Genomic DNA, 15,197 nt, shown 5'->3' on the forward strand with positions numbered 1-15,197 from the left:
CGGGTAAGAACATCGCAACAGTGCTCCTCTGCGGTATCGGATCCGTCGCGCCACTCACCGTCGACGGCCTCGGCTCGAGCATATCCAGTATTCTCCTGCCGGGCTCCGGCAAAGTTGTCTGTCGGTAATCCAGATTCGTGATCGCGTGGAGCGGTCGTTCGGGTCGGCGGGAGTGGCGGCGTAGTCCTTGGGCGATGTTGATGGTGCCGGCCGGGCGCGGGATGCTGATCCATCGCCGCCGCCTCGTCCCCGCCGCCTGGTCCCCGCCGCCGGCGTCCACGCACCGCCGGGCCCGACCTCCGGCTGCCCGGAGTCGGATAACGGTGGATCGCGACGGCGGTCGTCGGTGCCCGGCCGGCGAAAGGTGCTGCGGGTACGGTCCGCCGTCGGCGGAATCTCTCGGGCGCGCCCGTCGTGCGACGTGCCCGGGAGCCGGGTGCTCTACCGTGTACCCGAGGGGTCATGGGCTCATGATCGATCATTGCCCGCCTACGTTAAGATCGCACCATGGAAAAGGGGAAGCGGGAGACAGTGACGAGATACCGCCGAGTGGTCGTCAAACTGAGCGGTCGCGCGATCGCCGGTTCCGCCGAATTCGGCTTCGATTCCAACGCGCTGGAGCACCTCGCCCGAGAAATCATCGCGGTCCGCCAGTCCGGCGTGGAGGTGGCGATCGTCGTCGGCGGCGGGAACCTCTTCCGTGGTAACCAGTCGGACCGGTGGGGTATTGACCGGGTCGAAGCCGACAATATCGGCATGCTGAGTACGGTCATCAACAGTCTGCTGCTCCGGGGGAAGCTCACCGCGCTGGGTGAGGACAATCTGCGGGTGATGACGGCGGTGCCCGTTCCAGCGGTGGCCGAGCCCTACATCCGGCTGCGGGCGGTGCACCTGCTGGAGAAGGGGGCGACGGTCATCCTCGCCTGCGGCAATGGCCAGCCCTTCCTCACCACCGACTACCCGGCGGTGCAGCGGGCGCTGGAGCTCAATGCCGACGCGGTGCTGGCCGCCAAGGACGGCGTGGACGGCGTCTACGACAGCGATCCGAAGATCAATCCAGGGGCCAGGCTCTTCTCGCACCTCAGTTATGACGAGGTGATCAGCCGCGGGCTCCGGGTGATGGATCAGTCGGCCTTCATCCTGGCCCGTGACTTCGGTATGCCGCTGCATATCTTCGATATCGAACAGCGGGGCGCGATGACGGCGATCTGCCGTGGTGAGCACCGGGGGACGGTTATCTCCTCCTCGCCGGAGAAGTCCGAAGAGTTCGGGAACGAGGTGCTGGCCAGCCCCGCCGAATCGACGGCCTGATCCCGAGGCGCCGGCCATACAATCGATCTCGACGTCGGTCCCGATCTGCCTCTGAGGGGCACGTCGAGGGAGATCGAACCCGCTTCTCGAAGGACGGGCGCGGTTTGTCCGCGCGGCGGCGGACTCACCGCGGTACGCATTACGCCACGTTTCGTGGACGAAGACGACGACCCCTAACCCGGTCCCATCATTCAAGCTTCGTGAAGATACGTTCGTGAAGATACGACCGACCTGGGTTTCCACGGTCGCCGCCGACCGGTCCCCGTCTGCGCGGCTGATCGTCTCTGCCCCGGACGGCTACCACGCCAGGGATCTTGGACGTCAGTAGGAGCGGGCGATCAGGCAGACGAGGTCGTCGGCGTCGCTGCCGGCCTCGGGGATCCCGCCGTCCGGTGTCTGGATGCACCGCACGGTGAGCGCCTCCTCGGCGAGCTCGGCCTCGCCCTCCTCGCCGACAAGGCGCCAGGGGATCCGGGCGAAGCCGGCCTGGGCGGCCCGGGCGGCCTCGGCAACGGTGGCGACGTCCGTCGTCCGGCTCTCGCGTAGGGCCAGCGCCTCGGCGTACAGGTCGGCCTGCACCTCGCCCAGCAGCACCGGCACCCGCGTGGCGACCTCGGCCAGCGGCACCGGCACCTTCTCGGAGGTGTCCCGGCGCACCAGGGTGACGTTGCCCGCGGCCAGGTCCCGCGGACCCACCTCAACCCGTACCGGGATGCCCTTGATCTCCGCGTCGGTGACCCGCCGGCCGAAGGACAACCCGGGACGGGCGTCGACCTGCACCCGAAGACCGGCGTCGGTCAGGGCGGCGGCGATCTGGYGGGCCTTCGCGACGACGGTCTCCTCGTCGCGCACCGGCAGGACCACGACCTGCGTCGGCGCCAACCGGGGCGGGACACGCAGGCCGTTGTCGTCGCCATGTGCCATGATCAGCCCGCCGACCATCCGGGTCGAGCAGCCCCACGACGTCGTCCACGCCAGATGCCGGGCTCCGTCGGCGCCGAGGAAGTCGATGTCGAAGGCACGGGCGAAGTTCTGGCCGAGCTCGTGACTGGTCGCCATCTGCAGAGCCTTGCCGTCGCCCATCATGCCCTCGCAGGTCATGGTGTTGGTCGCGCCGGCGAACCGTTCCCGGCGCGTCTTCACTCCGACGAACACCGGGACCGCCAGCACCTGCGTCATAAAGTCGCGGTAGACCTCGAGCGCGATCCGACGGGCGTAGGCCGCGGCATCGGCCTCGTCGGCGTGCGCGGTGTGGCCCTCCTGCCAGAGGAACTCGCTGCTGCGCAGGAACAGCCGGGGACGCAGCTCCCACCGGACCACGTTCGCCCACTGGTTGAGCAGCAGGGGCAGGTCACGGTAGCTCTGGGTCCACTTCGCCAGGTATTCGCCGATCACGGTCTCGCTGGTGGGCCGGACGACTACGGGCTCCTCCAGCTCCTTGCCGCCACCGATGGTGACCACCGCCAGCTCCGGGCTGAAGCCCTCGACGTGCTCGGCCTCCCGGCGCAGGTAGCTTTCGGGGATGAACAGGGGGAAGTAGGCATTGACGGCCCCGGCGGCCTTGATTCGGGAGTCCACCTCGGCCTGCATGCGTTCCCAGATYGCGTAGCCGTACGGTCGGATGACCATCGTCCCGCGGACGGGGCCGTTGTCGGCCAGCTCGGCCTTGGCGAGCACGTCCTGATACCAGCGCGGAAAGTCGGTCGAGCGGGAGGTGAGTACAGCCACCCCGCCACGATATTGCCTCGACCACGGCTCGTGGCCCCGGGGACCGGCACCTGTTGGGTCCGCCGCCCCGGCGGGCGCCTCGCGCCGGTCGCGGTCGTCTCGGCTGACGGCCCGTCGCCAGAGTGGACGGTCGCTGAGGGGACGGTCGCCAGAGTGGACGGTTCAGGTCCGGCCCGGATCGCCGCCGCGTCCGACTGGCTGCCCGTCGACCCCGCGCCGAGCATCCCGCGAAACCTCCTGGAATACCAGTGAGACGTCCACGTCGCCGTGATGGCTGACCAGCGCGGCCGTGGGGGGGACGAGGATCATCGCGGTGGTCAGGTCGGCAGCGGTGGCTCCCGGGGCGAGGAGCAGCTCGTGTTGGACGAGTAAGCCATCGTTGACGGTGACCACCTCGGCCAGTGACCGTGGCCGTCCCCCGATGACCGGACGGGGTTCTGGTAGAAGATCGTCGTTATCGACGGTGTTCATGTTCTGGTCGTCCTCCGTTGTCGTGTCGCATGTCGTGCCGCGTCTGGTTGGTGCCGCCGGCACGGGGTGCGCAGCGCCGGCCCCGGGTCGTCCGGCCAACCGGACGCGGCGGTACCCGCGGGCCCCGCGCCATGCGGTCTGCGGCTTGCCGGACCCCGCCGATCCGCCGCGTGACGGGACATCGTCGTCCCGCCACGCGGCGGTGGCTGGCCGTGGCGCGCTTCATCGCCGGGCGGRACGGCTCCCGGTGGGCGGGCGCAGGCGGATGCGCTGGTCGGGTGGAACGGACGGGTCGTGGTGCTCTTCGGCTACGCCGTTGCTTCGGCTACGCCGTTGATGCTGTCAGCCACATCGATGTTGCTTTACAGCAAAGCACGAGAACGCGGGGTTGGCTACCGGCGATCTGTGCTCAGAGTGGACGTCTGGTAACAGAGGACGAAGGTCCTGATCAGCTGCGTAGCGCGGCGCGCGGGTTGGCCGCTTCGCCGGCTCCGTCCCACTGCGTCGCAGGGCGCGGCCCCCCGGGCCGGACATGACGCGCGTCGGTGAACTTTCGATGCTTGCTGCGTCGGAAGGTTGACAGCGACGATGCCGCTCGATGACCGTGAATGATCAAGTTCCGGGCGGCTCGGCGTTCTTCCTGTCGGACTCTCGCCTGTTCCTGTCCGTTCTCATTAGGCTCCCGTCCGTTCTTGTCCGCTTCCATCCGTTCTCGTAACGCTCCCGTCCGTGACCGAGGGTCACTTGTCCACGGTGTTCCGGGCGTGGCGTGATGTTCGGGACGATGGGCGAGAGTGACTATCTGCCGATCATTTGATGCGCACAGTCATGATCGGATTGGCCATTGGCTGGCTAACCAACCGCGAAGCCGGTGATATGGATGTGTTCCGGTTGGTGATGGGTCCGCGTTCGCGGACGTTCACCTTGCGTTCATTCGAGGTGGCTTCGATTCTCGTCGGCGCCCCAGTCCAGGGGGCGGACGATTCGGCGCCGTAGCGCGCGAGAACGAAGGGCTGCTCGTGAACCGAGGCAAGCGTCAGGCCGCCATCGGGGCTGCAATGGTGGCACTGCTCACTGTGGCGGCGTGTGGCACCGACGACAACAGTGACTCCGGCGGYACCGCGGCGAAGCCGTCGAACGGGGCGAGCGCGATCGCCTGCGAGAAGGGCTCCATTACCGGATCGGGTTCCTCCGCGCAGAAGAACGCGATGGACGAATGGGTCAAGGCGTACCAGAACGCCTGCGACGGAGCAAAGATCAACTATCAGTCGACGGGGTCCTCGACCGGTCGGCAGCAGTTCGTCGCCAAGCAGGTTTCCTTCGCCGGTTCCGACTCGGCGCTGAAGGACCAGCAGAAGACCGACGCGGACAAGCGCTGTACCCCCGGTACGGCTGTCGACCTGCCGATGGTGGTCGGCCCGGTGGCGCTTATATACCACCTCTCGGGTGTCGACAAGCTCCAGCTGTCTGCCCCGACGATAGCGAAGATCTTCTCCGGCGCCATCACCAAGTGGAACGACCCGGCGATCACCGCGGAGAACAGCGGGGTTACTCTGCCTGACGCGCCGATTGCCTCGGTGCACCGGTCCGACGGTTCCGGCACCACCGACAACTTCACCAAGTTCCTGAAGGGCGCGGCCGGCGCCGCTTGGACCTTCGACTCCGGCTCGGACTGGAAGGCCCCGGGCGGCCAGGGTGCCAAGGGCAGCGACGGGGTGACTGCGACCGTGAAGTCCACCGAGAACTCGATCGGTTATACGGAGCTCTCCTACGCGGAGAACGCCGGGCTGTCCACGGTCGCGGTCAAGAACGGTGCCGGAGAGTACGTCAAGGCGAGCACGGATGGTGCCTCCCTCGGCCTGAGCACCGCGAAGGTTGCCAGCGGTGACGATCTGAAGCTCACCTTCGACTACACCGCGGCGACCAAGGGGGCCTACCCGATCTACTTGGTCACCTACGAGATCGCCTGCACCACGGGTCTCCCGGCCGACCAGGCCAAGCTGGTCAAGTCCTTCCTGACTTACACCGCGTCGGACGCGGGCCAGTCCTCGATCGCCGACCTTGGTTACGCGCCGCTGCCGGACTCGGTAGCGACTCGGGTCCGCGCGGTGGTTGACAAGCTGTCCTGACGTCGATCTGACGCAGCTCCGATCGGACTAGCCGGTGCCCGCGGTGGGGTGAACAGCCCCATCGCGGGCCCGTCGTTCGTTGACGACGACGGTGAGAGCAGCCGGGAACGGCCAGCGCATTCAGACCAGACCAGCAGCACCAGACCAGCAGCACCAGACCAGCCAAGACGGTGACGGCCAGGGCATTTCACGAGCGGGAAGTCGAGTTCGGAGCACCAGGGGAAGAGGACCCATGACGACGGAGCCGGACAGCTCGGCGGACGCCGAGTCTCGGGGTGCCGCTTCGGCGACGGCCCCATCGGGAGGTGATCGGCCGGCCGGCGGGCTGGCGGACACCTCGACAGGCAAGGCCAAGGTCGGCGTCGCTGACCTGATCTTCAAGAATGCCACCCGCACGGCCGGGGTCGGGCTGCTGGTACTGATCGCCGCGATCGCGGCCTTCCTGGTATTGCGCGCCACCGATGCCCTCGGCGCCAATACCGGGAACTTCTTCACCACGGAGGAGTGGTTCCCCAACGCCACGCCGCCGGTTTTCGGCATCGCCGCACTGCTGTTCGGCACGATGATCACCGCTGCCATCGCAATGATTATCGCTGTTCCGGTCGCGGTGGGTATCGCTCTGTTCATCACGGTGTACGCGCCGCGCCGGATGGCCTCCGCCCTCGGCTACATCGTCGATCTGCTGGCGGCCGTGCCGAGCGTCGTCTACGGCCTGTGGGGACTGCTCGTGCTCGCGCCGCACATGAAGGGCATCCAGAGCTGGCTGACCGACTACTTCGGGTGGATTCCGCTGTTCGAGACCGATCGCGGGGTCGGTCGGTCGATCTTCGTTGCCAGTGTCGTCCTCGCGATCATGATTCTGCCGATCGTCGCCGCGCTGTCCCGCGAGGTGTTCCTGCAGGTGCCCAGTGCGCATCGGGAGGCGGCGATGGCGCTGGGCGCGACCCGCTGGGAGATGATCAGAACCGCCGTCCTGCCCTACGGCAAGCCGGGCGTCATCAGCGCCTCGATGCTGGGCCTCGGGCGGGCGATGGGCGAGACCATCGCGGTTGCCCTGGTCCTGCCGGCGTCGTTCAACATCTCCTGGCAGATCCTCGCGCCGGCCGGTAACACCATCGCCGCGAACGTGGCGAACGGATGGGGCGAGGCCAACGACATCGGCCGCGGTGCGCTTATCGCGTCCGGTCTCGTGCTCTTCATCGTCACCATGCTGGTCAACATCATCGCTCGCGCCATCATCGCGCGGCGGCGTGAGTTCTTGGGGAGTGCCGCATGAAAACCGCGACCGTTCCCGGCAGCGCCGTCGCGGGCGGTGAGGACCGGCTGCAGCTGCGGGGCCGGGTCCTGCCCCRCTGGGTACCGCTCGCCGCCGCTGCCGGTGCCGTCGTCYTGACGGTCCTGATCTATCTGGTGACCTCGATCTCCAGCAGGATCCAGTTCCTCCTGCTGGTCGCCGTCTTCTTCATCCTCGCGATGACCGTGGCCTCGACGCTGGTCGAGGGCGCCCGCCGGGCCCGGGACCGGTTCGCGACGAACCTGGTCTACGCCGCCTTCCTGCTAGCGGTCATCCCCCTGCTCGCGGTGCTCGTGAATGTGATCGAGAAGGGTGCGAGGCGGCTGCGCCCCGGATTCTTCACTCACTCGATGAACGGCATCGGTGCCCGTGACGTCGGCGGTGGCATCTACCACGCGATCATCGGCACAGTGGAGCAGGTCGCGTTGGCGAGCCTGCTGGCCGTGCCGTTCGGTCTGCTGGTGGCCATCTACCTGGTGGAATATGGCCGCGGCCGGGTCAGCCGGGTGATCAGTTTCTTTGTCGACGTGCTCACCGGTCTTCCCTCGATCATCGCGGGTCTGTTCATCCTGGCGTTCTGGATCCTCGCCCTTCACCAGGGCTTCTCCGGATTCGCGGGTGCCCTGGCCCTCACGGTGCTCATGATTCCGATCGTGGTGCGCTCCGCCGAGGAAATGCTGAAGCTCGTTCCGGACGAGCTGCGGGAGGCCAGCTACGCCCTCGGGGTGGCGCGTTGGCGGACCATCCTCAAGGTGGTCGTCCCCACCGCGTTGCCCGGGATCGTGACCGGCGTCATGCTCGCGGTCGCCCGCGTTGCCGGCGAGACCGCGCCGCTGCTGCTGACCGTCTTCGGCACGAACCTCATCAACGCCAACCCGTTCTCCGGGGAGCAGTCCGCACTGCCGCTGTACATCTACTCGCAGGCCGGCCAGCCRCAGCAGGCGGCGGTGGACCGGGCCTGGGCCGCCGCCCTGGTACTCATCGTCATCATCATGCTGCTCAACTTCATCGCTCGTCTGATCGCCGGACGCTCGCGGCTGTGATGACCCTGGCTCGGGACGGCGGCATGGCACAGATCACGCCCTATTCCATTCTCACGTCCTATCCCATCCCATCTGATCCGATCATCTGAAACAGCATCCAGGAAGATCGTGAGTCGAGGTAGCCATGGCCACCCRCATCGACGTTTCCGGGCTGACGGCGTACTATGGGAAGTTCAAAGCCGTAGCCGACGTGAACCTGACCATCGAGCCGAAGAACGTCACCGCATTCATCGGGCCGTCCGGATGCGGAAAGTCGACGGTGCTGCGCACGCTCAACCGGATGCACGAGGTGCTTCCGGGGGCCCGGGTCGAGGGGCAGGTACTCCTCGACGGTGAGGATCTGTACGGGCCCGGGATGGACCCGGTGGCCGTCCGCCGCACCGTCGGGATGGTCTTCCAGCGACCGAACCCGTTCCCGACCATGTCCATCTACGAGAACGTCATCGCCGGGCTCAAGCTGAACGGGGTCCGCAAGAAGGCGCTCCTCGACGAGCGGGTCGAGGAGTCACTGCGGGGCGCGAACCTCTGGGAGGAGGTCAAGGACCGGCTGGGCCGGCCGGGCGCGGGCCTGTCCGGCGGGCAGCAGCAGCGGCTCTGCATTGCCCGGGCGATCGCGGTGGAGCCGCAGGTCCTGCTGATGGACGAGCCGTGCTCCGCGCTCGACCCGATCTCCACTCTTGCGATCGAGGATCTGATCGCGAAGTTGAAGTCGAGCTTCACCATCGTCATCGTCACCCACAACATGCAGCAGGCGTCGCGGGTCAGCGACTCGACCGCCTTCTTCTCGTTGGAGAAGACCGGCGACCCCGGCCGCCTCGTCGAGTACGACAAGACCTCGCAGATCTTCAGCAACCCCAAGGAAAAGCGGACCGAGGACTACATCTCCGGACGGTTCGGCTGACGGCCGGCGGGATTGGCGGACAGGACGCGCGGATGCTCCCGGTACCGCGTGGGGCCGGTCAACCGGGGGGGCAAGACCGTGGCTCGGCAGACGAGGACCCGGCGGTTTCGGTAGGCCCGGCGGTCGCGGCGGTAGACCCGTCAGCCGACGGACGTCGGTACCGCGGCCCGTCCGGTGGGCCGCGGAGACGGACGACGGGCACCGGGCCGGGGAGCTGCCCGGCGCTGTTGATCGCGGACGAGGACGTCGACGACGGCATGCTCGACGCCTTCGTCGAGAACGGTGTCGAGGTCAGCGTGGTGGCCGACGGGGCGCTGGCCCTGTTGGAGATCGGTCTGCGACATCCGGCCGCGCTGCTGATCAGTGCCCGGCTGCCCGTGGTGGACGGGGTGACCGTCGTGCGGACGGTGCGTAGCGTGCCCGGTCACGACGACGTGCCGATTCTCCTCGCGGTCGGCCCCGATGACCGGCCGCGAGCCGCCGCCGGACTCGACGCGGGGGCCAGCGCCTGCGTCGGCAAGCCGTACCGGGTTCCCGAGGTCCTCGCGATGGTGGGGTTCATCGGAATCGGACGGGCCGGAACGTATCCGCCTCGGATGCGCGAGCCGGAGGTGCTGCGCGGCGGACGGGTGCAGCTGGACCGCGCGGCACACGAGGTCCGCCTCGACGGGGCCGTGGTCCCGGTCCCGCCGCGGGAGTTCCGGCTGCTCGCGCTGCTCCTGGAACAGGCGGGCCGGGTCGTCCCGCGCGAGACGCTGCTGCGGGAGGTCTGGGGTTCGGCGCAGACGGAGACGAACACGCTCGCCGTGCACGTGCGGCGGCTGCGGCGGCGGCTGGGCGAGACGGCCGGCCAGCCGACGGTCATCGAGAGCATCCGCGGGGTCGGCTACCGCTTCCGCGCCGTTCCCGATCCGGGTTGAGCCCTTCCGCAGGGACGTCAGCTGGGCAGCGCGTAGACGCCCGGCGCCACCCGTACCACGAGACCGTCGTCGATCAGCCCGGCGAGGGCGCGGGTCCGCTGCACCGGATCGTCCCAGACCTGGTCAAGGATCTCCTGACCCACCGCCGGACTGGCGTCACGCAGGACGGCGAGCAGCCGGCCGCGGACCTGGCGGTCGGTGCCGGCGTACCCCTGGGGCCGGCGTGCGGGTCCCGCGCTCGGCGGGCTGCCCGCGGACACCCACGCACACCGTCCCAGCAGGGGGCAGGCGGCGCAGCGAGGCGCCCGGGCAACGCAGACCAGCGCGCCGAGCTCCATGAACGCGGCGCTGGCCCGGGCGGCCGTCTCGGTGTCCGGCGGCAGCAGCTCCGCGATCTCGACCAGGTCGCGGCGGCTGACCGTGGCCGGCGGGTCGGCTCTTCCCTCGAYGGCCCGGGCGAACAGCCGGCGCACGTTGACGTCAACGACCGGATGACGCTGGCGGAAGGCGAAGGCGGCAACCGCCCGCGCGGTGTACGTCCCGATGCCGGGCAGCGCGAGGAGATCGTCGAGGTGTTGGGGGATCTCGCCGTCGTGCCGTTCGACGACGACGGTCGCCGCCTGGTGCAGCCGCAGGGCGCGCCGGGGGTAGCCCAACCGGCCCCACGCCCGGACGGCCTCCCCGGCCGGCTCGGCGGCGAGCGCGGCGGGCGTCGGCCACCGGTCCAGCCACGCCTCCCAGACCGGCAGCACCCGGCTGACCGGGGTCTGCTGCAGCATCACCTCGCTGACCATGATTGCCCAGGGGCTCGTCAGGGGACGGCGCCACGGTAGGTCTCGGCCACAGACGGCGAACCAGCCCAGGACGAGATCGGCCAGTGGTCCGGACGCGCTGCTGATTCCGGCTGGGCTGGCTGGGCCGGCTGGGCTGGCTGGGCCGGCTGTGCTGGCTGTGCCGGCTGTGCTGGCTGTGCTGGTCATTCCCGCCATCGTGCCAGGCGACCAGGCCGGCCGGAGGCGGCAGGCGGCCTCCCGTCGCCTTCGGSTACCACACGTAGCATTACCGTGTGTAGCGTTACTATACGTAGCGTTCGAGAATGCTTGACTCGGCGAGCCGGGAGAGGCCCTCGCGGACCGCTCGGGCGCGGGTCTCCCCGACGCCGTCAACGGCCTGCAGATCGTCGACCCCGGCGGCGAGCAGTTTCTGCAGGGTGCCGAAATGGTCGACGAGCCGGTCGACCACCATCCGTGGCAGCCGGGGCACCTTCGCCAGCATGCGGTAGCCGCGTGGACTGATCTGCCGGTCCAGGATGTCCGCCCCGCCGGAGAATCCGATCACCCGGGCGAGGACGGTGAGATCGAGCAGGTCGGTCGGAGACATCGCGGACAGCTCACCCAGGACCTGCGCGGGCGTCCCCGCCTTCGACCCGATCGGCAGATAGTCGCGGACGGTGAGTTCACGCTCGGTCTCGACCCCGGCCATCAGCTCCTCGAGCTGCAGGGACAGCAGCCGGCCGTCGGTGCCGAGTTCGACGACGTAGCCTTCGATCTCGTCGGCTATGCGGCGCACCATCTCCAGCCGCTGGCTCACCGAGATCGCGTCGCGGACCGTGACGAGGTCCTCGATCTCCAGCGCGGACAGGGTGCCCGCGACCTCGTCTAGCCGCAGCTTGTAACGCTCGAGGGTAGCCAGGGCCTGGTTCGCCCGGGACAGGATGGCGGCCGAGCCGTCCAGCACGTACCGCCGCCCGGCGACGTACAGCGCGATGATGTGCATCGACTGGCTGACCGAGATGACGGGGAACTCGGCCTGCTTGGCGACCCGCTCGGCGGTTCGGTGCCGCGTGCCGGACTCCTCTGTCGGCACCGTCGGATCCGGCACCAGATGCACCGCCGCGCGGACGATGCGCTGCAGGTCGGACGACAGCACGATCGCGCCGTCCATCTTGGCCAGCTCGCGCAGCCGGGTCGCCGAGAACTCCACGTCGAGCTCGAAGCCGCCGGTGCACAGACCCTCGACGACCTTGTCGTGGCCGAGGACGATCRGTGCGCCGGTGTGCCCGCGCAGGATGYGTTCCAGGCCGTCGCGAAAGGGGGTTCCGGGCGCGACCGCGGCCAGTGTCGCCCGGAAGATGTCGTCTCCGGGTGGTCCTGCCATCAGGCTCCCTCAGCTCCTTGGCTTCCCCCACCGTCTCCCATTACCACTGTCGTGATGCTATCGGGGCGACGGGAGCCGGTGGGGTCCACCTCATCGTGAAGTACCGATATGGTTAGAAAAATACACACTTTCTATGTTTCATGCATTTTGCTGATCGCGCCGATCAGGTCGGGTACCTCGGTGACTTTCATGCCGTCCGGAGCCGGGCCGGGGTCCGCCGGAACGAGCGCCCGGCGAAAGCCGAGCCGGGCCGCGGCGGCGAGCCGTTGGCGTACCGAGCCCACCGCGCGGACCTCCCCGGCCAGGCCGACCTCGCCGATGGCGACGAGATCGGCCGGCAACGGACGGTCCCTGGCCGCGCTGACGATCGCCAAGGCCGTCGCGAGGTCCGCCGCGGGCTCGGCCAACCGAACCCCGCCGACGGTCGCGGCGTACACGTCGGCCCGGCCGAAGCGCACCTTCGCCCGGCGCTCGACCACGGCGAGAATCATCGCCACCCGGGCCGGATCGAGCCCGGACACGGCGCGCCGGGGGATCTGCGCCGAGGTTTCCGCCACCAGGGCCTGAACCTCGGCGACGAGTGGCCGTCGGCCCTCAACCGTTACGGTGACACAGGTTCCCGGCACCGCCTCCAGCCCCGCGCCGCTGGACCGGGACAGGAACAGCCCGCTCGGGTCGGCGATGCCATGGATACCGGAATCGTCCATCTCGAAACAGCCGACCTCGTCGGCTGGTCCGTACCGATTCTTGCCCGCGCGGACCAGGCGCAGTGCGGAGTGCCGCTCGCCCTCGAAGTGCAGCACCACGTCGACCAGATGTTCCAGGAGGCGTGGTCCGGCGACCAGGCCATCCTTCGTGACATGGCCGACAAGCACCGTCACGAGTCCCAGCGCCTTGGCCGTCCGGATCAGGGCCGCGGTGACCTCACGGACCTGGGTGACCCCGCCCGCGGCTCCGTCCACCCCGGCCGCGGAGATGGTCTGCACCGAATCGACCACCAGCAGGGCCGGTGAGACCTCCTCGACGTGACGCAGGACGGCGCCGAGGTCCGTCTCGGCGGCGATCCACAGGTCCTCGTGCAGCGCACCCGTCCGACCCGCCCGCAGCCTGACCTGCGCCGCGGATTCCTCCCCGGTGACGACCAGGGCGCGGGCACCGGCGGCGGCGCTGCGGGCCGCGACCTCCAGTAATAGGGTGGACTTGCCGACCCCCGGTTCCCCGGCGAGCAGGATCACGGCGCCGGGAACGAGGCCGCCGCCCAGCACGCGGTCGAGTTCGTCGATCYCGGTCGGACGACGCCGCGTCGCGGTCACGTCAACGGACATGACCGGCAGAGCCGGTGCCGTCACTGCGGCGGACGAGGCGGAACGACCCCCCGCGACCAGGCCGGCCCCCCGGCGTGGGGCGGGGGCCTGGGCCTCCAGCGTGCCCCACTCCTGGCAGCGCGAGCATCGTCCCGCCCACCGCACGGACTCCGAGCCGCAGCTGTTACACCGGAACCCGCCTGAGGCCGCACGACTCGACGGGCGACCGCCGGCCGACGGGCGAGTGGATGCCATGGACGCAACGTTAGTCCGCTGGTCCGACATGTCGGCGACAGCGGCGCGCGGAATGGGTTCCCGGGCGTCGGGTACCCGCGAATGGGGATACCCCGGCCGGATCCCGCTGGGCGGGTCAGCCCAGCGGCGGGTCAGCCCGCGGTGGTGGCGCCGGCCGCAGGGCTCGCGGCGGGGGCCGACGTGACCCGGGAAGCGGCAGTCGACGAGGTCGTGCCGACCGTCGAGGCCGGCGTGGCGCCGGCCGACGGCGAGGCGGACTGCCCTGCCCGCGGCGTCCCGGTGACCGCGCCCGGAGCCGCCGAGGCGCCGGGCGCGGGCTGCTCTACCGGGACGTCCAGGGTGATGCTGCCGGCCTTGGCGAAGGTGATGGTGACGGGCACCTGGGACCCGATCAACAGGTTCTGCTGGACGTTCTGCAGGGTCGGCGCGGAGCCGTCGGCAATGAAGATCTTTCCGGAACCGGGTGGCAGCTCGGCGGGGCTCGGGACCCTGCCGCCCGCCGCCAGGGGGGAGGACACACCGATGATGGTGTCAGGCTCGGTGCCCGCGTTGAAGAACGCCGAGACGATCTGTGCGGAGTCTCCCCGGGACAGCGGGCCTGCCACATAGACATTGCGTAGCGTGATGCTGCCGACGGCGCTCGAGACGCTGTTGGTCGTGGTCCGGGCGAGGTTTGTCACCGCGTCGTTGCCGGAAGCGCARCTTGCCAGGCCAGCGGACCCGACYACCGAGGCCAGGAGCGCGACACCGATCCGGTGGGAGGCGATGCGCCGCCTGAAGGTGGACTGTCGGCCGGCGTCGTGGCCCGACTCCGGGGCGGCGGACGCCCCGCCGACGGCGGGTGTGGCTGACGTGAAACGGGCACCCAGACGGCGGCTCACAGCTCGGTGGCTCCTCCTGCGCGAGACCGGTGCCTCGGGTGCGCACCGGTGCTGGTTGACGGTCGCCCCGGGGAGCGACCACCGGTGGCGCCGCCTCCACCGCCGGCCGTCGTAACCGGTGCGGAGGGGTCACCCCCGGTGCCCGGATGATTCGGTCTAAGACGGTCCGTCTCCCGACTCACCCGTGCGGGGCTAACACTAGCCATCCCCCGGCATCACGTGCGGCGGCTGTGGGCGGTACGAGAGCCGCGGATCCGGCCCAGGAGCACGCTCGGGCCGGATTTCGGCGCCCTATCCGGGCCGGCTGGCCTGGGCGATCGGTCCGAGCGACCCCGGACGTGGGCAGCATCACGGCGTGGGGGGAGTCACGACCTGTCGGGCGACCCGGCGAGCGCCGTCCGTTCCGTGGCGATAGCCCATTTTCATGACGAGATGACCGTTACATAGCGATGTGTCGCGATGTGTCCGGTGTGCCGCGGCGGGACCGGTCGGGTGGATCGGGTGGATCGGGTGGGCCGGGGCCCGGGCGGGACCCCGTGCCGGCCCGCGCCGGGGGTTCRCCATGCGGCCCGCGCTCAACGTACAGCCAACATCCGCCGGATCGTCACCCATTTTACCTGGTAGGACATCTTCGATGTCGGTGCGCGGCGATCTGACGGGTGGCTGGGCGGATCTGTAGTCCCTGGGTGTCCGTCCTCCGGAGCGGGTGGCCGGAAGGCGGCGCCGGGTCCCTCACCCTGGCGCAATGCCAGTGAATTAAGAACCGCACCGACAAGATCCACTTCGGTGTATTGATCTTGTTG

12 protein-coding genes are annotated in these 15,197 nt (G+C 69.3%); 6 read left to right on the forward strand and 6 right to left on the reverse strand.

Annotation, left to right across the window (positions count from 1 at the left end; translation table 11 throughout):
• Window positions 1–507: 507 nt before the first annotated feature.
• The gene (gene pyrH, locus KBI5_RS20730) at window positions 508–1,311 is read left to right on the forward strand and encodes a UMP kinase (protein WP_023840711.1); all 804 of its coding nucleotides are present in this window, start codon (window positions 508–510) and stop codon (window positions 1,309–1,311) included.
• A gap of 321 nt (window positions 1,312–1,632) precedes the next feature.
• On the opposite strand, the gene proS is transcribed toward pyrH, so the two are convergent.
• Both proS and KBI5_RS20740 read right to left on the reverse strand, forming a co-directional pair.
• Window positions 1,633–3,039 carry a proline--tRNA ligase gene (gene proS, locus KBI5_RS20735; protein ID WP_085016193.1) on the reverse strand — a complete coding sequence of 469 codons (1,407 nt, stop codon included), beginning with the start codon at window positions 3,037–3,039 and terminating at the stop codon, window positions 1,633–1,635.
• A 162-nt stretch (window positions 3,040–3,201) separates the two neighbouring features.
• Window positions 3,202–3,510 (reverse strand): hypothetical protein, encoded by a 309-nt coding sequence (locus tag KBI5_RS20740; RefSeq protein WP_023840709.1) that lies wholly within the window; start codon window positions 3,508–3,510, stop codon window positions 3,202–3,204.
• A gap of 1,019 nt (window positions 3,511–4,529) precedes the next feature.
• Between KBI5_RS20740 and pstS the strand changes: the two genes are divergently transcribed.
• From pstS to KBI5_RS20765, 5 genes are all read left to right on the forward strand, one after another.
• Window positions 4,530–5,639, forward strand: coding sequence for a phosphate ABC transporter substrate-binding protein PstS (gene pstS / locus KBI5_RS20745; protein ID WP_011438619.1), 1,110 nt, complete (start codon window positions 4,530–4,532; stop codon window positions 5,637–5,639).
• A 232-nt stretch (window positions 5,640–5,871) separates the two neighbouring features.
• The gene (gene pstC / locus KBI5_RS20750) at window positions 5,872–6,915 is read left to right on the forward strand and encodes a phosphate ABC transporter permease subunit PstC (protein WP_011438618.1); all 1,044 of its coding nucleotides are present in this window, start codon (window positions 5,872–5,874) and stop codon (window positions 6,913–6,915) included.
• Window positions 6,912–7,976 (forward strand): phosphate ABC transporter permease PstA, encoded by a 1,065-nt coding sequence (pstA, locus tag KBI5_RS20755; RefSeq protein ID WP_085016194.1) that lies wholly within the window; start codon window positions 6,912–6,914, stop codon window positions 7,974–7,976. Before pstC ends, pstA begins: the two co-directional genes overlap by 4 nt.
• Window positions 7,977–8,100: 124 nt before the next feature.
• Complete coding sequence (pstB, locus tag KBI5_RS20760; protein ID WP_085016195.1) at window positions 8,101–8,877, forward strand: phosphate ABC transporter ATP-binding protein PstB; 777 nt, start codon at window positions 8,101–8,103, stop codon at window positions 8,875–8,877.
• Window positions 8,878–9,104: 227 nt separating this feature from the next.
• Entirely contained in the window at window positions 9,105–9,797 is a 693-nt protein-coding gene (locus tag KBI5_RS20765) for a response regulator transcription factor (RefSeq protein WP_308726834.1), read from the forward strand.
• A gap of 17 nt (window positions 9,798–9,814) precedes the next feature.
• Here the strand turns inward: KBI5_RS20765 and KBI5_RS20770 are convergent, their stop codons facing one another.
• The 4 genes from KBI5_RS20770 to KBI5_RS20785 form a co-directional block, all read right to left on the reverse strand.
• Window positions 9,815–10,786, reverse strand: a complete 972-nt coding sequence (locus tag KBI5_RS20770) for an A/G-specific adenine glycosylase (protein WP_241883056.1) — start codon at window positions 10,784–10,786, stop codon at window positions 9,815–9,817.
• 88 nt (window positions 10,787–10,874) lie between these two features.
• The gene (disA, locus tag KBI5_RS20775; RefSeq protein WP_085016197.1) at window positions 10,875–11,954 is read right to left on the reverse strand and encodes a DNA integrity scanning diadenylate cyclase DisA; all 1,080 of its coding nucleotides are present in this window, start codon (window positions 11,952–11,954) and stop codon (window positions 10,875–10,877) included.
• A 131-nt stretch (window positions 11,955–12,085) separates the two neighbouring features.
• The gene (gene radA, locus KBI5_RS20780; RefSeq protein ID WP_085016198.1) at window positions 12,086–13,543 is read right to left on the reverse strand and encodes a DNA repair protein RadA; all 1,458 of its coding nucleotides are present in this window, start codon (window positions 13,541–13,543) and stop codon (window positions 12,086–12,088) included.
• Between the two features lie 101 nt (window positions 13,544–13,644).
• Window positions 13,645–14,394: a hypothetical protein gene (locus KBI5_RS20785; protein ID WP_011438611.1), complete on the reverse strand. Its 750-nt coding sequence runs from the start codon at window positions 14,392–14,394 to the stop codon at window positions 13,645–13,647.
• Window positions 14,395–15,197: the final 803 nt, after the last annotated feature.

It is taken from the genome of Frankia sp. KB5 (assembly GCF_002099325.1).
GTDB lineage: Bacteria > Actinomycetota > Actinomycetes > Frankiales > Frankiaceae > Frankia > Frankia casuarinae.

Coding starts and splice junctions, on each gene's coding strand:
- KBI5_RS20740 (WP_023840709.1), bottom strand. CDS start 3,510: ATGAACACCGTCGATAACGACGATCTTCTACCAGAACCCCGTCCGGTC.
- pstC (WP_011438618.1), top strand. CDS start 5,872: ATGACGACGGAGCCGGACAGCTCGGCGGACGCCGAGTCTCGGGGTGCC.
- pyrH (WP_023840711.1), top strand. CDS start 508: ATGGAAAAGGGGAAGCGGGAGACAGTGACGAGATACCGCCGAGTGGTC.